At 60.7% G+C, this 20,407-nt stretch carries 16 protein-coding genes; 12 read left to right on the forward strand and 4 right to left on the reverse strand.

Annotation, left to right across the window (positions count from 1 at the left end; translation table 11 throughout):
- The first annotated feature begins 394 nt into the window (after window positions 1–394).
- The 4 genes from ACR3FE_RS18750 to ACR3FE_RS18765 all read left to right on the forward strand — a co-directional run bounded on the left by ACR3FE_RS18750 (window position 395) and on the right by ACR3FE_RS18765 (window position 6,114).
- On the forward strand, window positions 395–1,708 hold the full coding sequence (locus ACR3FE_RS18750; protein WP_458208979.1) for a sulfatase-like hydrolase/transferase: 1,314 nt from the start codon (window positions 395–397) through the stop codon (window positions 1,706–1,708).
- A 124-nt stretch (window positions 1,709–1,832) separates the two neighbouring features.
- Window positions 1,833–4,877 (forward strand): oligosaccharyl transferase, archaeosortase A system-associated, encoded by a 3,045-nt coding sequence (locus ACR3FE_RS18755; protein WP_458208980.1) that lies wholly within the window; start codon window positions 1,833–1,835, stop codon window positions 4,875–4,877.
- A gap of 144 nt (window positions 4,878–5,021) precedes the next feature.
- Complete coding sequence (locus ACR3FE_RS18760; protein ID WP_458209175.1) at window positions 5,022–5,954, forward strand: DUF368 domain-containing protein; 933 nt, start codon at window positions 5,022–5,024, stop codon at window positions 5,952–5,954.
- A 43-nt stretch (window positions 5,955–5,997) separates the two neighbouring features.
- Window positions 5,998–6,114, forward strand: coding sequence for a rubrerythrin-like domain-containing protein (locus tag ACR3FE_RS18765; protein ID WP_458208981.1), 117 nt, complete (start codon window positions 5,998–6,000; stop codon window positions 6,112–6,114).
- Between the two features lie 179 nt (window positions 6,115–6,293).
- Here the strand turns inward: ACR3FE_RS18765 and ACR3FE_RS18770 are convergent, their stop codons facing one another.
- The 4 genes from ACR3FE_RS18770 to glpA are packed head-to-tail and all read right to left on the reverse strand — an operon-like array spanning window position 6,294 to window position 11,292.
- Window positions 6,294–6,923, reverse strand: a complete 630-nt coding sequence (locus ACR3FE_RS18770) for a cupredoxin domain-containing protein (protein ID WP_458208982.1) — start codon at window positions 6,921–6,923, stop codon at window positions 6,294–6,296.
- Between the two features lie 52 nt (window positions 6,924–6,975).
- Window positions 6,976–8,322, reverse strand: a complete 1,347-nt coding sequence (locus ACR3FE_RS18775; RefSeq protein ID WP_458208983.1) for an anaerobic glycerol-3-phosphate dehydrogenase subunit C — start codon at window positions 8,320–8,322, stop codon at window positions 6,976–6,978.
- Window positions 8,319–9,623 carry a glycerol-3-phosphate dehydrogenase subunit GlpB gene (glpB, locus tag ACR3FE_RS18780; RefSeq protein WP_458208985.1) on the reverse strand — a complete coding sequence of 435 codons (1,305 nt, stop codon included), beginning with the start codon at window positions 9,621–9,623 and terminating at the stop codon, window positions 8,319–8,321. Before glpB ends, ACR3FE_RS18775 begins: the two co-directional genes overlap by 4 nt.
- A complete protein-coding gene (gene glpA / locus ACR3FE_RS18785; protein WP_458208986.1) occupies window positions 9,613–11,292 on the reverse strand; it encodes an anaerobic glycerol-3-phosphate dehydrogenase subunit GlpA in 1,680 nt (559 codons plus the stop codon). The genes glpB and glpA overlap by 11 nt, the downstream gene beginning before the upstream one ends.
- A gap of 190 nt (window positions 11,293–11,482) precedes the next feature.
- Between glpA and ACR3FE_RS18790 the strand changes: the two genes are divergently transcribed.
- The 8 genes from ACR3FE_RS18790 to ACR3FE_RS18825 all read left to right on the forward strand — a co-directional run bounded on the left by ACR3FE_RS18790 (window position 11,483) and on the right by ACR3FE_RS18825 (window position 20,384).
- Window positions 11,483–12,655, forward strand: coding sequence for a M24 family metallopeptidase (locus tag ACR3FE_RS18790; protein ID WP_458208987.1), 1,173 nt, complete (start codon window positions 11,483–11,485; stop codon window positions 12,653–12,655).
- Between the two features lie 582 nt (window positions 12,656–13,237).
- Window positions 13,238–14,032 carry an aldo/keto reductase gene (locus ACR3FE_RS18795; RefSeq protein WP_458209177.1) on the forward strand — a complete coding sequence of 265 codons (795 nt, stop codon included), beginning with the start codon at window positions 13,238–13,240 and terminating at the stop codon, window positions 14,030–14,032.
- A 156-nt stretch (window positions 14,033–14,188) separates the two neighbouring features.
- On the forward strand, window positions 14,189–15,439 hold the full coding sequence (locus tag ACR3FE_RS18800) for a carboxylate--amine ligase (protein ID WP_458208989.1): 1,251 nt from the start codon (window positions 14,189–14,191) through the stop codon (window positions 15,437–15,439).
- 342 nt (window positions 15,440–15,781) lie between these two features.
- On the forward strand, window positions 15,782–16,630 hold the full coding sequence (locus ACR3FE_RS18805) for an NOP5/NOP56 family protein (RefSeq protein WP_458208990.1): 849 nt from the start codon (window positions 15,782–15,784) through the stop codon (window positions 16,628–16,630).
- On the forward strand, window positions 16,627–17,256 hold the full coding sequence (locus tag ACR3FE_RS18810; RefSeq protein ID WP_458208991.1) for a fibrillarin-like rRNA/tRNA 2'-O-methyltransferase: 630 nt from the start codon (window positions 16,627–16,629) through the stop codon (window positions 17,254–17,256). Before ACR3FE_RS18805 ends, ACR3FE_RS18810 begins: the two co-directional genes overlap by 4 nt.
- Window positions 17,257–17,307: 51 nt before the next feature.
- Complete coding sequence (locus ACR3FE_RS18815) at window positions 17,308–18,378, forward strand: glutamate--cysteine ligase (protein ID WP_458208992.1); 1,071 nt, start codon at window positions 17,308–17,310, stop codon at window positions 18,376–18,378.
- Between the two features lie 45 nt (window positions 18,379–18,423).
- Complete coding sequence (locus ACR3FE_RS18820) at window positions 18,424–18,999, forward strand: helix-turn-helix domain-containing protein (RefSeq protein ID WP_458208994.1); 576 nt, start codon at window positions 18,424–18,426, stop codon at window positions 18,997–18,999.
- A gap of 83 nt (window positions 19,000–19,082) precedes the next feature.
- Window positions 19,083–20,384: an AAA family ATPase gene (locus ACR3FE_RS18825; RefSeq protein ID WP_458208996.1), complete on the forward strand. Its 1,302-nt coding sequence runs from the start codon at window positions 19,083–19,085 to the stop codon at window positions 20,382–20,384.
- The last annotated feature ends 23 nt before the right edge of the window (window positions 20,385–20,407 follow it).

Below are 20,407 nucleotides of genomic sequence, written 5' to 3' on the forward strand. Positions count from 1 at the left end.
TTCTCCCAACATTCAAGATTCGCCGTCTCTAACGTTTCACTGAGCAGTTCTTGGTTGAGCATGAACACCAAAACCACGGAACTGCTCGCTTCTTAAACTGGCCTAACTAGACAGTGCCGGAGAACTTAAGATATGTACTTGATGATGTTTCCCTTCTACTACGTAATATCGATGCCGACCAAGTCGTTATTACAGCCGACCACGGTAACGCACTCGGAGAAGTAGGTGTATACGGACACCCTCCCGACATTCCACTCCGTTGCTTACGGGAGGTTCCGTGGGCCATTACGACCGGTACTGATGAAGGAGTGCACGAACCAGCCATCGAACGAATACATAAAACTAATAACGACATCGAAGTTCGATTACGAGCGTTAGGATACGCAGAGTAATCATGAATATTGCATTAATAGTTCTTGACACTCTACGCAAAGATGCTTTCGACGAGCACTTCGATTGGCTCCCTGGGACGTGGTTCGAGCAAGCTTGGTCAACGAGCCACTGGACTGTCCCCGCTCACGCGTCACTTTTTACTGGAAAGTATGCAAGTGAAGTAGGTGTCTACGCTGGAGCAGAAACGCTCGACTGTGAACGTCCGGTCTTAGCTGAACAAATGAACGATGCTGGCTACACTACCCGAGCGTTCAGTGCAAACGTCAACATCTCACCATCGTTCGGTTTTCATCGTGGATTCGATCAATTTGAAGGAAGTTGGCGGTTGGTGGCACTCAATGAAAACGTGTTCAATTGGGACGATTTCATCGCCCGAACTCGCGATAAGGGCTTCAAACGATTTCCGCTTGCACTCTGGGAATGTCTACAGAGCGACTGTGATACAGTTGCATCCCTAAAACGTGGTGCATTTATGAAGCTCCGCGATATGGGATATGGAAAGCAAACGCAGGATGACGGTGCGTCAGAAGCGCTCGAATTCATTCAAAAAACGTCGTTTGGTGACAGCGAATTTCTCTTCATAAACTTGATGGAAGCTCACTCTCCCTACGTAGCACCATCCGAATATCAAAGCGTCGAGCCACCTGAAATACGGGGACTTGAAATGTCGTTTACCGGGGTTACGGACGATCCTAACGACATCAGGCAGGCGTACCACGACGAGGTTAGATACCTCTCAGATATGTATAAAGAGATTTTCAGGGTGTTGCGTACGGAATTCGATTTTATATTGACGATAGCTGACCATGGTGAACTCCTCGGGGAACATGGAGGGTGGGAACATATGTACGGCCTCCACCCGGAACTCACGCACGTTCCGCTTAGTCTTTACAATGGTGAGGAGGAAGTAACAAGGCGTGAAGAATCGGTGAGTCTTCTTGATGTTCATCAAACTGTTCTCGCTACTGCCGGTATCGACGCCGATTCCCGAGGACGTGATCTCCGAAAGAATCTAGGGGATGGGGAATACCTCACTGAGTATCACGGCATTTCCAACCTTCACGCTAAGTCATTGGAAAATAAAGGAATTGAGGACTATGATCACATGCGGACGGATTTGAACGGAATCGTCCACAAGGATTTCTACGGATACGAGACGTTCCAAGGCTTTGAGGAGCTTGGGAGGAGACCGTACAAACAACCGCAGAATCGACTTACCGAGCTAATGTCTGAACTAAATCGTCGTGATATAAAGGAAGAAGAAAACTTCGACGAAGCGGTTCTGCAGCAATTGAAGGATCTCGGATACGCTTAACGTACGAGGTCAAACTTTCTGCAGTTAGGGCAACAACCAACACGTTAGATCAGCCATGGTGGCGAACGATTCCATCGTTGCGCTATCATAAGGCTTATGCGCGTTTTGCCAGACCTTCCACCTAATGGGTCAGGGAACAGAGCAGGTCGAGGAGTCCTCCAATCTGGTCGACTCCGTCCTCGACCATCTCGAAGATTGGTACCACGTCCCCGTGCTTGCGGTGCTGCTGGGGTTCATGTTGTGGGTGCGGCTCCAAGCCTACGACAACTTCACCGTCGGCGGTGAGGTCTTCTTCTCCGGCAACGACGCGTGGTATCACCTCCGACAAGTACAGTACACAGTGAACCATTGGCCCGCGACGATGCCGTTCGACCCGTGGACATACTACCCCTACGGGACGAGCGTCGGCCAGTTCGGTACGCTCTACGACCAACTCGTCGCCACCGCCGCTCTCATCGTCGGCTTGGGCGACCCATCGCAGAAGACAGTCGCGCTGACCCTTCTCGTCGCGCCTGCTGTATTCGGCACCCTCGTCCTCGTTCCGACGTACTTCATCGGGAAGCGACTCGGTGGTCGTCTCGGCGGGCTGTTCGGGGCACTCATCCTCGCGCTGCTGCCGGGCGTCTTCCTCCGACGTGGATTGGTCGGCTTCGCGGACCACAACGTCGTCGAGCCGTTCTTCCAGGCGTTCGCCGTGCTGGCGATGATGGTCGCGGTCACGATGGCAGAACGAGAACGACCGGTGTTCGAACTCCTCGCTGACCGTGATTTCGCGGCGGTTCGCCGCCCGCTCGGCTACAGCATCCTCGCCGGTGTTGCCACGGCCCTCTACCTCTGGACGTGGCCGCCGGGCGTTCTCCTCATCGGCATCTTCGGCGTGTTCTTCCTGTTGAAGCTCACCGCCGATTACGTCCTCGGCGTCAGTCCGGATCACCTCGCCTTCGTCGCCACGGTGAGCATGGGTGTGACGGGACTGCTCTTGCTCGTTCCGCTCGGGACGCTCTCGTTCAGTGCAACGAAATTCTCCCTGCTGCAGCCACTCACTGCGTTCGCTATCGCAGTCGGGGCTGGGTTCATGACGTGGCTGGCGCGCGAGTGGGACGACCGTGACCTCTCGTCAACGCTCTACCCTGTCGCCATCTTTGGTATTCTTGTGGTGGGGGCTCTCGTCGTTTACCTCGTGTTGCCGGATCTCTTCCGTTTGATCCGAGTCAACCTCGTTCGGTTCGTCGGCTTCGGTGCCGGTGCAGCACAGCGAACCATCGGCGAGGCGAAACCGTTCCTCCAGGGTGGACAGTCACTCTCCTCCGCCGTCATTCCGCAGTACGGCTTGACGTTCTTCACCGCCATCGTCGGCGCGCTGGTGATGGTCTGGCGTTCCTGGGCGGCCGACGAACACGACGCAGAAAAACTGCTCGTGCTCGTCTGGGCGGCGTTCATCACCTCCGCGGCGTTCACGCAGGTACGGTTCAACTACTACCTCGCGGTTCCGGTCGCAGTGTTGAACGCCTACCTCCTCGGGTGGATACTCAGCTTCGTCGGCTTCGACGGCTCTGCCCGCGACACGATGGAGAACGCTGAAGTCTATCAGGTGATGGCGGTCATCTTCGTCTTCATGCTCGTCCTGCCCGCACTCGTCGTGCCCGTGCAGGTGGGCAACACGCAGACGTACAACGCCGTCGAGATGGGCAACAGCACCAGTCCCGGTGCCGTAACCCAGTGGGACGGCACGCTGGAGTGGATGCAGACGAACACACCACAGGAAGGCAAATACGGCGGTGCCGGAAACTCGATGGCGTACTACGGCACCTACACCGAAGGTGACGGTGATTACGACTACAAGAAGGGAACCTACGGCGTCATGTCGTGGTGGGACTACGGGCACTGGATCACCGTCCAGGGTGAACGCATCCCGAACGCCAATCCGTTCCAGGAGGGTGCGCGTCCTGCCGCAAACTACCTGCTCGCGCAGAACGAGTCCGAGGCGAACCAGCAACTCGAACGGATGGGCGATCAGAACGAGCAGACGCGCTACGTGATGGTCGACTGGAAGATGGTCGAGACGAACGGCCAGCCAGGAAACTCGAAGTTCTACGCACCGACCGTCTTCAACGAAAACGTCTCCCAATCGACGTTCGCAGACTACATCTACGTCGGACAGAGCCAGGCGGTCGTCCAGCACAAACAGCCGTACTACCAGAGCATGATGGTTCGACTCTACCGCTATCACGGCAGCGCGGTCGAGCCGAGACCTATCGTCGTGGACTGGGATCCGACCCAGTTCCAGGGCCAGCAGTTCAAAGTCGCCCCGCAGGGGCCGAACGAGACGGTCGTGAAGCGGTTCAACACGATGCAGCAGGCCCGTCAGTACGTGAAACAGGACAAGACCTCGCAGATCGGTGGCATCGGGCCGTACCCGAGCGAGCGCGTCCCAGCACTCCAGCACTATCGCGCCGTGAAGGTGAGCAAGTCACAGTCAACGTGGGTGCGGTCGCACTACCAGGTGCTCATGCAACGACTAGGACTGCTCCAGCAAGCGGGCGTTTCGAGTCAGGACTTCTTCCGAACTTCGCCCTCGTGGGTGAAAGCGTTCGAGCGCGTCCCTGGCGCGACCGTGCAGGGGACTGGCCCCGCGAACACGACCATCACGGCATCCGTGCGGATGAAATCCGATAGTGGAACGTTCACCTACACCCAGCAGGCGAAAACCGACGAGAACGGGAAGTTCACGATGACGCTTCCGTACTCCACGACGGGGTACGAGAAGTGGGGTACCGAGAAGGGCTACACGAACGTCAGCGTTCGCGCGGTCGGCCCCTACGAGTTCCGGACGCCGATGAAAGCCGGTGAGAACGGCTTCACGTTCAAGAACGGTACCGCCCAGGTCACCGAAGGCCAGGTCATCGGCGAGAACGACGAGCCAGTCACCGTCTCGGTGAACCAGCAACAGACGATCGAGGCTGGCGGCGCGAACAACTCGACCAACTCCACGAACGGGTCGGCACCGGGCAACCAGACCGGCGGCAATTCGACCGCTGATAACGGTTCGACGGCCGGAAACGATTCGACCACCAGTTCGAGTTCGCTTCCCGACCCAACTTCGCCCGCGACGCGTGCCGGACTCGTCGGCGCATACGCGGCTGCACTGGTCGTCGCTCGACGTAACTGACCCGACCTCGGCTGAATCGACCTAGCCCACATTCTCTTATCGGGGTGGCACGTAGAAGCGACCACTGTGACGGAAGACGAGCGAGAACGTGCTGGCGTCGATGGATGGGAATCGTTTTTTGCATTGCCCGGAAACCCCGGAGCGATGCGCGCCCTGTTGACCATTTACCTGAAAGGCATCTTTATGGGTGCCGCCGACGCGGTGCCGGGTGTCTCCGGTGGAACCATCGCCCTCATCACGGGAATCTACGAACGACTCATCTCCGCGGTGGCGTCGTTCGACCCGCGAATCGTGACCAGTGCGCTCCAGATCCACGACCCCGAAGAGCGTGCGAAGACACGACAGATGCTCGCCGAGATGGATCTTCCATTCCTGCTCGCGCTCGGGGCGGGAATCGTCACTGCTGTCGTGACCGTGACTGGGCTGGTCGTCTGGGCAGACAACAACTATCCGGTGTTCCTCTATGGGTTCTTCTTCGGACTCATCGGAGCCTCGGCTATCATCCTCTACGACGAAGTTTCGGTAAGTACGCCGGGACAGATCGGTGCAGCGATCGCCGGATTCACGATCGCCTTCTTGATCTCCGGCGCGGTCGAAAACGCTGCCGGGTCGACACCACTGCCACTCGTCTTCCTGACCGGTGCGGTCGCCATCAGTGCGATGGTGCTTCCGGGCATCTCCGGCGCGCTCATTCTCATGCTCCTCGGCCAGTACAAATTCCTCTCGAATAACCTCCACGGATTCAAGGACGCGCTAGTCGGACTCCTCGACGGCGGCACGGTCGAAGCGCTCGTCACACCGGGCGTCGTCGTCGTCACGTTCATGCTCGGTGCGGGCGTCGGACTCCTAACGGTTGCAAAGATCGTCTCGTGGGCACTCGACCACTACCGGGTGGCGACACTCACCTTCCTCGTCAGCCTGATGGTAGGTGCGCTTCGGTATCCCGTCGAAAAGGTGTTCGCTGCAGATACCTTCGCCTGGACGCCGACCATCATCGGTGGGGCACTCGTCGCTGCGCTCGTCGGTGCGGGTGCGGTCCTCTTGCTCGACCATTACACAGACGACTTGGATTATTGACACCAACTAGAGTTAACTAATTCCACGACGTATATACTGTGGCATGACCGCAATGTACGAGTGTGAGAGCTGTGGTAACCGCGAGAGTGCGCTCCGACAACCCGGAGAATGTCCAAAATGCGAAGGCGAGATGCGGAACGTCAGCGTCCCCCGCGAGTAAGAACTCATTTGACTGACTGGATGGCATCGATCTGCGTTGTACCGTCGTCGAACCCCGCGTCGAACACGTTCAGAGCTATCTCTGGTTGAGCGGTCGGGACAGCCTTCCAGCATCGGCCTAACTGTCTTTTCGATTCGAGTCGATCTACCGGTCGGTTCGTAGACGATTCGTCGGTAGAATCAGCGCACTTTATCACCTGTGCCGATGGCGAGCAACAGGAGTGCGAACAGGATGGGTGAGACGAACGCCAGCACCATGGCCACACCGAAGACGTATGCAGAAAACGGAATCCTGATTCCGCCGTCACCTTCGCCGCCATCATCCCCACCGCCATTCCCCTGGCCACCCCCAGCACCATCTCCGTTTCCTGCTCCGCCGCCATCCCCTGCACCACCGCCGCCCGAGACCTGCATCTCGCCGATCATCGTCGTCGGATGAACCTCACAGAGATACTGTGCCATCTCGGGTGAGGCGGTGAACGTCACCGTCTGGGTGGCCCCCTGCCCTTGTATTATCTCGCTACTCTGGAGCGTGTTCCCATCGCCGTCCAGGATAGCGAAGTTGTGCGGTTGTCCATCGATATTCTCCCAGACGACGCGGTACTGCTGGCCCGCCTGCACCTGTAGCGTGGGATTATCCTGATTGGCGATGCGCTGTGGTTCACGTCCCCGCCATGCAGCGACCTCGCCGCCGAGTCGGAACGTCTCCGCCTGTGCGCTTGCGCGTGCGCCCGCCCCCGCGAGCGACCCGACTGCGAGTGTCGTACAGAACGCTCGCCGCGTGCATCCCCCCGAATGCTGTCGTGACATCCTACCCCCTGAGTCGTGTCACGACGGCAATCGGTAAGAAAGTGTATGACCGTTAGGCGTCTACCAGCGCCGCCTCCAACACTTCGAGTGGGTGGCGGATGTCGTAGCCCGTCCCGTGGTTCATCTGCATCGCGCAGGTCGGACACTCGGTCAGTCCCGTCTCGCCGTCGGCCTCGTGCATGTGCTCGAACATCTCCTCACCGATCTTCATCGACGTGTCGTACTTCTCTTCTTTCCAGCCGTAGGTGCCGCTGATGCCCGAACAGGAGTCGCCAACGTCGACTGCGTCCGTGCCGTCGAGTTCCGAGAGCAGTTCGACCGCCTGCCCGTCGAGACCCTGATTCCTGGCGTGGCAGGGGGCGTGATAGGCCAGTTCACCGAACTCCGATTCAGGGACGGAGGCGTCTGCGAGCGTACTGTCGAGGTCTTCGTGAATCCGCAGGTATTCGAGGGCTTCGAAGGTGTTCGCCGCGACTTTCGCCGTGCCGTCGAACGAGTAGAGTTCGGGATACTCCTGTCGCAGCGCCATCGAACAGGAGGTACACGAACAAATCACGTCGTAGCCCCGTTCGACCAGCGCGGCGAACGTCTCGACGTTGAACTTCGCCGCGCGGCGAGCGTCGTCCATCATCCCGTTGGCGAACATCGGCGTCCCGGAGCAGCGCTGTTCGGGGACGGCCACCTCGTAGCCGAAGGATTCGAAGACGCGAACCATCGACTTCGCCACCTCTGGCGTGTTGTAGTTCGAGTAATCGCCGTGGAAGTAGGCGACGCGCTTCTCGTCGCTCTCGACCGTCGCCTCACCTCGCTCTTCTCGCGCCTTCCGCGCTCGTTCTTTCGAGGTGGCGTTGCCACCTCGCTCTTCCCACCATTCCCGGAACGTCTGCGTGGCGAAGGCCGGGAACTCACGTTCGCTCGTGATCCCGAGCAGTTTCTCGTTCACCAGCTTCGTCACCGACAGCCCCATCACGAAGTTGGTGAGACGCGGGAAGCGGGCGGCGAGTGGCGCGAGCCGCCCGTAGTTCGACAGGATGCGATTGCGGAAATACTCCCGCGAGAGGCGAGACATCTCGCTTTCGACGTACTCGCCTCGGGCCGTGTTGTGCATCTGCGAGAGCGGGACGTTGGACGGACAGACGTTATCACAGCGCATGCAGTTCGAACACGACATGATGGAGTCGTCGATGTCGTGGTCGTCCTTGCGCTTGAGCCGCCACTGTTCTGGCCCCTGGAACTTCGGGCCCGGAAAGTCGTCGTCCACCTCCGCGACCGGACACTCCGTATCGCAGGTCGAGCATTTGTAGCAGTCGTCAGACCCCGGTCGGAGGTCGACCGGTTCGCCGCTGAACACGTCCTGGAGTTCCGATGCCTCTCGTCGTTCGGCTTCTTTCTCACTCATATATTCACCTCGTCGCTCGCACTTCGTCCCGCGACGACGCCGGTCGCCAGCGAGACACCGCTCCCGGATTTCTCCGCCGCGAAATCGCAATTGCCGAGCACGCCGCCCGCAGCGCGTAGATTCTCGAACTCCGGTTCGCCTGCGCCGTCGAGTGGCCGTAACTCGTCGTCTACCTGCACGCCGAAGCGGGCGAACGGGTGGCCGTCGAACGCCCTATCTTCGAACCAGTCGTATCTGTCGTCCGGCGTGGGAACGTGACAGTCGAAGATCGGTTCGCGGACGCCACCCCGGTCTGAGTCGATTCCCTTGCCGACCAGGCCTCCGGTCGCCAGCACGATCTGTTCGCCGTGGAACGGGATTCGTGCACCGTTTCGCTCCACGACGACGGCACTAATCCGGTCGTCGCCCTCGAAGTCCACGACCGGATTTCCTGCTGTGGTTCGAACGCGTTCGTCTCGGAGTGCGCGGTGGAAGTCGGCTTCGAGACGCATTCCGGGGATGCTCGGCGGCCCCATCGGTACCTCGAACACGTCGACACCGAGTCTTCGTTCGAGGTCGGCACGGACTTCTTCGGGGTGTTCTTCGCCCAGTATCGCTGGAAACCCGACGCGCTCGGCCCCGTCGAGGTGGGGTTTCACGCGCTCGGCGAGTGCAGTTCTGACGGGGATAGATACGGAGACACCCGCTCGCTCGCTCCCACCACGTCCCGCTCGGTCGCGTTCGATCCGCTCGTTTTCGTCCAGTGCGTGTGCGAGGCGGGTGATTCGAGCATCGGTTCGAAAGTCGCCTGGGAACGCGAGGGTGACGCCGTGTGTCTCGAATGGAACGCCCGCTGCCGCGAGATGGTCTGCGGCCATCGGTGCGTCGAAATCCACGATCGTCTCGAACCCGACGAGCAGGGTGTCCCGTGCGTTACTCGCCAGTCCGGGGGCGGTGTGCGTCGGATAGCGAGCCGTCGGTTTCACGTTGCCGCCGAAGGTGGGGACGAGGGCGTTCCGGTCGGTGTGGTCACCTTCGTAGTCGGCCACCGAATCGAGCAGGGCCAGTCCGTCTCGAATTCCGGCCTCGCCGACTCGCCGGTAGGGATGGTCGTCCGGCAAGTCGGGGATGGTGTCGAAGGGGTTCGTGACGATCCCGTCTCCGGCATACCCCAGTACGTCGACGAGCCCGCTCGCATTGCGGAGCGTGCTCTCTTTGTGTGAGAGCAATCTGACTCGCGTGCCAGCGCGCGCCGCTGCGAGCGCGGCGCTCATCCCCGCGAGTCCGCCGCCGATGACGACCACGTCGTCTTCAATCGCCATCTGCTCCTCCGTCGAATGCGGCAAAATCGACGTCGTTCGTGTCGTTCGCGGGGTCGTGATCGCGGTTCATCGTCGTCGCGTGAAGCGCGTAGTTCAGTGCGGCTTGCGAGAGCTGTTCGCCCCAGAGCGCGTGGCGTTCGCCCTTCCAGCGTTCCTGAAACAGTTCATCCAGGGCGGTTCGGGCGGTCGGTTCGTCGTATTCGGGATGGAGTTCGTTCGCCATCCGGTGACAGCAGATGCCGCCCTGACAGTTGCCCATCGAGGCGCGAGTGCGAATGCGAACCGAGTTTAGATCGGTGCCGGACTGGTCGATAGCGTCTCGAATCTCGGCGCGGGTGACGGCTTCGCACTCACAGAGGACGGGGTTCGGTTCGTCGGTCTTCAGGACGTCGTCGGCGCGACTGCCGAGTCGCTGGACGCTCCGCCTGCCGATCGGCGACCGGATGCCGAATTCGTCCATGTAGTCGCGGAGGACGGCAAAATCCCCGCTGCCGGGGAGGGGTTCCTCTGCCGTTCGGCACCGACCGCGGACGCCGAGCTGGTCGCAAACGTGGTCCGATATCTGCTCGGCCATCATCCGATAGGTGGTGAACTTCCCGCCGACGATGCTCGTCAATCCGTGCAGGTCGTCGCGCTCCTCGTGATCCAGGAGGAAGAAATCGCGAGTGATGTCGGTCGGGTCTTCCGTGCCGGTTCCGGGCGGTTCGTACAGCGGGCGAACACCCCAGAACGACCGAATCGTTCGCGAGTCGCGGAGGATGGGCACGAGTTTCGACAACTCGTCGATCATCATATCCACCTCCCACTGCTCTTCGGGGTAGTTCTCGGGGTCGCCCACCTCTTCGTCAGTCGTGCCGAGGATCGCCGTCGTCTCGTGCGGGACGATGATATCTGCGTCACCCTTGGGGCGGCAGTGGTTGACGACCGTATCCACCTGGCGGCAGTTCATCACCACCATGACGCCCTTCGAGGGCCGGACTTCGATGTCCACGCCCGCCATCGCGCCGAGTTGGCCAGCCCACGCGCCCGTGGCGTTGACGACGTATTCGGCGCGGATCTCCTCGGTCGTTCCGGGTGCGGTGCGGTTGCGCTTGCCCGGCCCGCTCTCGTGGCGCACTTCGACACCGGTCACGTCGTTGCCATCGACCAGCACGTCGGTCACTTCGGCGTGCGTCTCGATTCGCGCGCCGTGCATCTCCGCATCGGCGGCGTTGGCCACGCAGAGTCGAAACGGGTCGATGGCTCCATCTGGTACCGCGATGGCCCGTTTCACGTCCTCGGTCAGGTAGGGTTCTTGCTCGCGGGCTTCCTTCGCAGAGAGGACTTCGGCTGGAATGCCACACTCTCGACACCCCTGTAACTTCTGCTCGAAGTAATCGTCCGAGTCGCCTTCCAGTTGGACGAACTGGCCTCCTGTCATCTCGACGCAGTGCGTGGCGATCTCCCGCAGGACGCGATTCTCCTCGATGCACTCTTTGGCACTGGCCTGGTCGGAGACGGCGTACCGCCCCCCACTGTGGAGCAGGCCGTGCATCCGCCCTGTCGTCCCGTGGGTGAGATTTCCCTTCTCGACCAGCGTTACGTCTACCCCACGCATCGCCAGGTCGCGAGTGATTCCGGTACCCGTCGATCCACCCCCGACGACGAGCACCTCGGTGTCGAGCGACATGGATGGAGGTTGGGCGGAGTCCACTTGAGGATACCGCCCGTTTGGGATAAAAATCGACAGCCTGCTTCCGATTGGTGTCGGCTGCCGGGAAAGTGGAGTCGAATGGAGATTGGAGTTCGGGAGTCGGTGCGATAGTCAGGTAAGTCACATCTCCGACATCGTTTTATCGCTCGCCTCGTTCGCAGAAGACATGGCAACCGACCTCTCGGAACTGGATTCTGCACTCGACTCGATGAAGGTGGACGGCTACCTCATCGACGCAGCTTCGACCGACTCCGACCAGCTGTACCTCTCGGGCTTCGATGCACCGGATGCGTTCGTCACGCTCTACGCCGATGGACTCCACCTGCTCGTCTCCAGCCTCGAATACGGCCGGGCGAAAAAGGAGAGCGATGCGGACAGCGTCACGCGCCGGGCGGAGTACGATTACTACGAGAAGATGGCCGAGTACGGGCCGGAAGAGGCAGAAAATCGCATCGTCGCAGAGTTCCTCGCAGACCACGGCGTCGAATCGGTTGCGGTGCCCGCACGGTTCCCGGTCGGGACGGCGGACGGCCTGCGCGAGCAGGGTGTAACAGTGAAACCAGAGCGTAGCGCGGTCATCACGGGCATCCGGGCGACGAAGACCGACGAGGAGATCGAGCACGTCAGGGTGGCACAGAAAGCCAACGAAGCGGCGATGCAGGCCGCCGAGAACCTACTCGCGGCGGCGACGGTCGAAGACGGACTGCTCCACTACGAGGGCGAGGTGCTGACGAGCGAGCGCGTCAAAGAGGAGATCGAAGTGACGCTCCTGCGCCACGGGGCCGCGTTGGACGAGACCATCGTCGCCTGTGGAGCGTCTGCGGCAGACCCCCACGACCGCGGAAGCGGGCCGCTCGCGGCCGACGAGGCCATCATCGTCGATATCTTCCCCCGCGACAAGGCGTCGAAGTACCACGCCGACATGACCCGGACGTTCGTTCGCGGTGAGCCAACGGCGGAGATCCGCGCTCGCTACGACCTGACCCACGAAGCCTTCGAGGCAGCGCTCGACGCCCTCGAACCGGGTGCGACTGGCGAGCAAGTTCACGACGCGGTCTGTGATGTGTACGAGAACGCAGGGTGCGACACGCTCCGAAGCGACCCGAACACCGAGACGGGATTCATCCATAGCACGGGACACGGCGTCGGCCTGGACGTTCACGAACTCCCGCGCATCAGCCCCGACGGCGGCGAACTGAAACCAGGTCACGTCGTCACCATCGAACCTGGCTTGTACGACCCCGAGGTCGGGGGTGTGCGTATCGAAGACCTCGTCGTCGTCACCGAAGATGGCTATGAGAATCTCACGGATTATCCGATAGAACTCGTCTTAGACTGAGGCACACCGGTTCGCACCGACCACCGATATCATCGTCACCGCCACTTCTTTCAGCATTACGAAGTCCCAGCACTGCGGATTACGGCTGCCACAATCCCAAAGTAATCGTCACGTGAACTGAGCACCATGACCGAACAGCTGACGGGCACTACAGAGTCACGACCGGAGGAACCGGCGCGAGAGGCGAGAGCGGAGGAAACGAGGGAAAGCTCGAATGGCCTCTTGTACGCGATCGGCGTCGGAACGGCCTTCGTCGCCGGATTTCTGTTAGGGAAACGGTCGGAGCAGGGGAGTTTATCGCTCGGGACGGACGATATCAAACGCAAGATTTGGACGACACCCGGCAGTTCGAAACCGGACGAACTGTCCGGCCAACCGGCGAAGTTCACCGAATCGGTCGGTGTGGAAGAGACGACCACCAAACAGCCGAGTTCGATGGGAAGCGTCGCGGGCGAGGAGGAACGAGAACGCGAGCGCGACGAAGGTGTCGAAGACGAAGGAAGAACCGAAAGCGAGGGAACAATCGAAGAAACCGAATCCGACAAGGACGTAACCGCATTCTCCCCGCCGACGACTCACGGGATGCCGATGCTCGGCCTCGGAACGTATCAGATGGACGACTACGACGAGTGCGTCGAGAGCGTGAAGATGGCGTTGGAGATAGGGTATCGACACATCGACACCGCCGAGGGGTACGAAAACGAGTCCGCGGTGGGCGACGCCATCGCTGAGTCGGACGTTCCCCGCGATGACCTCTTCGTGGCGACGAAGGTCAGCCCCGACAACTTGGATTACGACCACATCCTCACGAGCGCCGAGGAGAGCCTCGACCGATTGGGGCTGGATTACGTCGACCTGCTCTACGTCCACTGGCCGACCGGCGAATACGAAGCCACGGACACCCTCAAAGCCTTCGCGGAACTCCGCGATGAGGGATTGATAGAGGAAATCGGGGTGAGTAACTTCACAGTTGACCTGCTCGAAGAGGCAGTCAACGTCGCTGAGGAACCAATCTTCGCCAACCAAGTCGAAATGCATCCCCTGCTCCCGCAGGAAAATCTCCGCGAGTTCTGTGCGCAGGACGATATCGACGTGGAACTCGTCGCCTATTCGCCAATCGCTCGTGGTGATGTCGGCGATGTGGATGAACTTCAAGAAATCGCCGAGAAACACGACGCTACGCCAGCGCGGGTCAGCCTCGCGTGGTGCCGCGAGAAGGACGTGACGACCATCCCGAAAGCCACCAGCCGGGAGCATCTCCGCGAGAACTGGCTGAGTCTCGGCGTCGAACTTGACGACGAGGATATGGAGAGAATAGATGACATCGACCGAGCGGAGCGGTTGGTCGATCCTGACCGTGCGCCGTGGAATGAGTGATGAGCGACGAGTGACGAGCGACAAACGATGAATAGCGAACGTCGATCGAAAGCATGGGTAGCTTCGATCTCGAGTTTGCTACCGTTTCGAATCCGAGATACCGGAGGTTCTCGCCCGGTCGGATAGCCTTTAGCCGCAGTCCGAAAAGTGCGATACATGGCCGACGAATTTCGCTCCTTCGAGGGACTCCGCAACGCGCTGGCGGAGACGACCTTTGACAGACCGCCAGCCATCGTCTGCAACGCCCACGTCACCGGACTGAGCGTCGCCCGCGCACTAGCCGCACACGACGTTCCGGTCGTCGCAATCGACCGCAACGGGCGGGGAGTCGCGCCGTACTCCGACGCCGTAGACTTTGCGGGCCAAGTGACCTTCCCGCTGGACGACCGCGAGGCATTTCGCGAGGACGTGGAAGCACTCGCCGCCGAACTGGGCCACGAACCGGTCGCATTCCCCTGCATGGACGAGTGGGTACACGCCTTCGCCGAAACCGAACCCGATGGCGTCAGGCTCCCGTTCGCTGGCCGGGAGACCATCGACGCAGTGCTCGACAAGGAATCGCTGTACGCCAAAGCCGAGGAGCTTGGCGTTCCGTACCCCGAGACGTACCGGCTCTCCGAAACCGACCCGTCCTTGGCAGCAGATGCCCTCGACTTTCCGCTGGTCGTCAAACCCGCGCTCAAGCGGGAGTTCGAAGAGGCGGTCGGAACGAACGTCATCGAGGTCGCCGACAGGGAGGAGTTCTTCGATGTGGTGGCGATGGCAGCGGACGCCGGAATCAACGTCATGGCACAGGAGAAGGTAGACATCGCGGTCGGGCGGGACTGCTCGCTCGCCTCCTACGTCCCCCAGGAAGGCGACCCGGTCACTTTCGTCGGCAACGCCCGCGTTCGCTACCCGCAGGCGTTCGGTACCTCCTGTCTCGTCCGGGGGGCCGACCAACCGGAAATCGAAGAACGCGCGCTCTCGATCCTCTCCGAAGCGGGCTACTACGGCATCAGCGAATCCGAATTCGTCTACGACAACTCCCGCGGGGAGTACGTCCTTCTGGACATCAACACCCGCCCGTGGAAGTGGATCAGTTTGCCGGTGCAGGCCGGAGCCGACCTGCCGTGGGCTGCCTACACAGAAGCGGTTTCCGCTGATGAGACCACCAGTAATGGATTCGAGCCGGGCGACACCTACGACGCGACGTGGGTCTACCTCGCCGACTACCTGAAACTCCTCACAAACGATGCCGGTTTCTCGGACGTGCTCTCGGCGTCTGACTGGCACGAACTGCTCTCGGGGGGATTCGAGACCTCAGATGAGCTGACAACTGGGGTGTACCGACCGAGCGACCCCGGCCCCGCGTATCGACTTCTGCGGAACGAAACCGGGACGACGGAGTACTACTGCTCCTGCTAGGGTCGGGTTGGGGTTCGAGATTTTTCGGGTTGTACTACGATTGAAGCGGTTTCTTCCAATGGACGAGCTTTCGCAGTGAGAGTGTCTTCGGAGGCTCTCGGTCGGTTGCCCCGCCGGGTAGACATTATTATGCACCTTACCTCGCTCCTGTCGGTCGCTCGGTTTGCGGTGCTTACTTCGTCTGGGCGGGAGCGACAAGGAGCGAACGAGCGGTTGTACTGAAAGCAACTGAAACGTACTGAATCGTACTGCCCATGAATCAACTCCAGACAGGGCTTCGAGTAGACCGCACCAAACGGAGCTAAACGTAGATTTAAACGAGAAGCCGCACAAGCCACGAGCATGACCGAATCAGACGCCGAGGATGGGTGGTTCGCAGGCGTCGAGCCGGACAACGTGGCGGACGGCGCGCGAGCCATCCAAGAGGGGAACGCCGATACCCCAGCGGATTGGCCCCGGCAGGCCGTCGACTCCGGCTTCGCCGACGACGAAGCGGACTACTACGCGAAGCTTCGGGCGGCCAGTATCCGGGCGACCCGCGACGCGGTCACGGAACGAGAACGCGCCGACGACCGCCAACTCGTCCACGCTGTTAGAGCCATGGACGACTGCGAATCGGAAGCGAACGAACTCGCCGAGCGCATCGCCGAGTGGGCCGGAACGCTCTCTCCCGACGCCGGAACCGGTATCGAGTACGCTCGGGAACTCGCCACACAGGAACCCGAGACACCGGTCGAAGAACGACTCGTCTCGCTCGCAGCGCGCGTCGCCGATCTCGCAGACGAGCGCGACGACCTCCGGGCGTTCGTCGAGCGACAGGCACCCGCAGTCGCACCGAATCTCTCCGACCTCGCCGGGCCGGTGCTTGCCGCGCGGCTCGTCTCACTTGCGGGTGGCCTCGAATCGCTGGCGAAGATGCCGGGTGGGACGGTGCAGGTACTCGGCGCGGAGAACGCCCTGTTCGCCCATCTCCGTGGCCGAGCGTCCTCGCCGAAACACGGCGTCATCTACACGCACGAGTACGTTCGCGGGACTGCACCCGACCAGCGCGGGTCTGCGGCGCGCACCCTCTCGGGCAAACTCGTCATCGCCGCTCGCGTCGACCACTACTCCGGCGAGCGCAAACCAGATCTGAAGGAGGAACTCGACCGACGGATAGAGTCGATCCAATCGCGGGGTGATGACGAGTGAGTCTTCCCGATGGCATAGAGCGCAGAATATTCGACGGTGACGACCGACTGGCGACGCAGGGTTCGCCCGTCTATGGCGAACCGACCGACGGCGGATGGCGATGCTGGGACGCCCGTCGCTCCAAACTCGCCGCGATGCTCGAACACGGGATGGACACCGGACTGGAAGGTGGCGAGACGGTGCTCTATCTCGGCGCGGCGAGCGGGACGACCGTGAGCCACGTCGCCGACTTTTCCGGCCCAACCTACGCGGTCGAGTTCGCACCGCGTCCGGCCCGCGACTTGCTCGACGTGGCGGAAGCGCGCGAGAATCTCTTTCCGCTCCTCAAAGACGCTCGAAAGCCATCCACGTACGCACACGTCGTCGAATCGGACGTGGACGTCGTCGTCCAGGACGTGGCGACTCGCGGGCAGGCGCGCGTCGCGTGCGAGAACAGTCAGTTCCTCAGAGACGGTGGTCGTCTCCTGCTCGCGATCAAAGCCAGGAGCGAAGACGTGGCGAGCGACCCCGAAGATGTGTTCGACCACGCGCTCTCGACCCTCAGCGAGGAGTACGAGGTAGTCGAAACCCATCAACTCGAACCGTTTCACGCCGACCATCTCGGCGTCGTCGCAGTTCCCCGGTAGCGATAGCCGTCTTCGGAAGTATTTACCCGTCGGATTGCTAACTCCCGAGAAATGGATTTGGGTTCGGCCGAGAATTTCACGGGGCGGGGAACGCTCGGCGTCGAAGAAGAGTTCTACGTCGTCGACGAGCGAGGCATCCCGACCGCAGGCACCGACGAACTCGTCTACGAGACCGACCCACCGGCGATCCTCGAAGACCGCTTGGATCACGAGTTGTTCAAATGCGTCATCGAGACCCAGACACCGAAGACCAACCTCGCAGACGTGGACGACCAGGTTCGCAACGTCCGCGAAGCACTGGTCGAACACGCAAGCACGCACGGATTCGGCATCGCGGCAGCAGGCTTGCATCCCGGCGCGAAGTGGCGCGAGTTAGAACACGCCGAGAAACCACGCTATCGGGCACAACTCGACCGCATCCAGTATCCACAACACCGGAACACGACTGCGGGACTCCACGTCCACGTCGGGGTGGACAACGCGGATGCCGCGGTCTGGGTGGCGAACGAGATTCGCTGGTACCTCCCCGTCATGCTCGCGCTCTCGGTGAATTCGCCCTACTGGAACGGTTACGACACCGGTTTGGAGTCCGCGCGCACCAAGATCTTCGAAGGGCTGCCCAACACCGGGATGCCGACCGATTTCGAGAGTTTCGAGGAGTTCGCTCGATTCGAGAAGATGATGGTCGAAAACGGCTCGATCAACGACCGAGGCGAACTCTGGTACGACGTGCGCCCGCACTCGGAACACGGAACGGTCGAAGTTAGAACCCCGGACGGGCAGGCTGACCCGGAGTACGTGCTGGCGTTCGTCGAGTACACCCACGCGCTCGTCACCGACCTCGTGGAACGATACGAAGATGGGGAAACGGGCTCTCGTCATCGCAGAGAACTACTTGACGAGAACAAGTGGCGCGCGATGCGCTACGGTCACGAAGCGTCGTTCATCCGCCGCGACCGCGATGGGGAGATCTCCCTCGCCGACGTGGTCGAACGTGAGTGCGACAGACTCGGCGTCTCCGGAATCCGCGACATCTTCGACTGCGAAAGCGGTGCCGAGCGCCAGCGACGACTCCGCGATGAAGAGGGGGTCGACGCCCTCTACCAATCGCTCTTGCTGTAGACAAGCTTTTTACCCGGCACCGACTTTTGTCCTTCAGGGAACGACATGACTGGGGAAGACGCTAACGATCGATCGGAAGAGAGAGAAGATATCGGAGAAGAAGTACCCGTCGAGACGGAGAAGACGAGCGAAGGAGACGACGAGAAACGACTCTCCCGCGGGCGAAAACGCCTCGAAGAGGAGGCAGACCGAGCGGTCGAGGGATTCGACCAGGGGATCGTCGATCTGCTCTCGTGGGTACTCGACACGGAAACCCGCGCGCGAATCTACGTCTATCTTCGCAAGCATCCCGGAAGCACGAGCGAAGAGATCGCAGAAGGAACGGGTCTCTATCCGAGCACCGTCCGCGAATCGCTCGCCGAACTCCACGAGGAGGAGAAAGTCACCCGCGAGAAACGCGAGAGTGCGGGGGCCGGAAACAATCCATACGAGTACACCGCCATCGCACCGAGCGATCTCGTCGGCGGTATCGTCGACCAGGTACAACAAGAACTGAACACGGTGTTCAACCTCGACGAACATCTCCGCGACGAGGAGTCAGATGCAGAGCCGGTCAGCATCCAGGTCGAGGATATCTCGGACGATGAACGGGAGACCACCGAAGAAGTAGACGACGAGTGAACGGTTACGGGGTCGGGTAGGTACTTCGTTCTGAACGATATCTCGGCGCATGTTTTATATATCCTTTCTTGGATGTGGACAGTATGAGTGTTTTCAGCGACGGAAACGAAACCATCTCGAATTCCGAAAGCGGCGTCACGGTCGAGAAATCGTTCGACGGTGAGGAGTTTGCAGTCCCCGCGATCCGATTCGAACTTCGCTCGAACCGCGATGACGCGGTTACAGTCCGGATCACCGACCGAATCCCCACCGATTTTCCGATGGATAACGTCGGATTTCACCCCGAATACGAGAACGAAAACTGGACGGCGTACAAAGACCACCGAGTGCAGTTCGAGCGCACGCTCGAACCCGGTGAGGTGTTGACGACGGTCTACGGGGTCCGTCTCTCGAACTGGCAAGACGCCGAGAACTTCCTGAGCGAACCAGAACTCGAAGAGATCACGCCGGTCAGTGCCGACGCGAACGTCGAGACGGAACAACCGATGGAAGAACACACCATCACCGACATCGTCTCCGAAGACAGCAGTCAAGTCGTCCGGGACGTCATCGCGGGCGACAGCGGCCTACCGGGACTTGGCGACGAGGGGGACGAGGAATCCACGGTCGGAGACGACGGCATCCTCGAATCACCAGCCGAATCCGACGCCGTCGAGTCGACCGACCGACAAGCGTCACCTCCCCGTCCCGGAAGCGTCGCTGCCGCCCTCGCCGACGAGATTCATGCGGGTGAAGTGAACGACGCAGACCTTCGACTCATCCAGCAAGAACTCGACCTCGACACCCCCGAAAGCACGAACGTCCGCATCCGTCACATCCAGTCGCGGGTGGACGACCTCGCAGCCTACACCGAGGCGCTCGAAGAGTTCATCGACGACAACGGAACTGCACAGACACTCATCAACGAGTTCGAGAACGAGGTCGAATCCGTCCGAAGTGAACTCGGTGCGATGAACGACGACATCGAGAGCGTGAAAGACGAGGGTGCACAGGCTCGTGCTCGCGTCGCCGATCTCGAAAACAACCTCACCGACCTCGAAGACGAGATCGGCGAACTGGGCGAGTTCGGTGACGACCTCGACGGTCTCAAGTCGCAACTCGACGACTTAGAAGACCTCGTCGCCACCAACACGGAGGAGACGACTGCACTCGACGACGAACTCGAAGACCTCCGGGACGACCTCGGCGACGTGAAATCGCTCGAAGACGAACTCGAATCACTCTCTGACGACATCAGCGAGATCACGGAGTCGGTCTCGGAGACGGAATCTCAACTGGACGAGAAACTCGATACCCTTCGCTCGGACATGGAGGACATCGAATCCGAGGTTGCCGAATTCCGCGAGTGGCGCGACCAACTCGGCTCCGTCTTCGGCGGAAACTAACCGTCGCGTCCCTTTTTAATTCC

The sequence above is a fragment of the Haladaptatus rarus genome, from assembly GCF_054177585.1.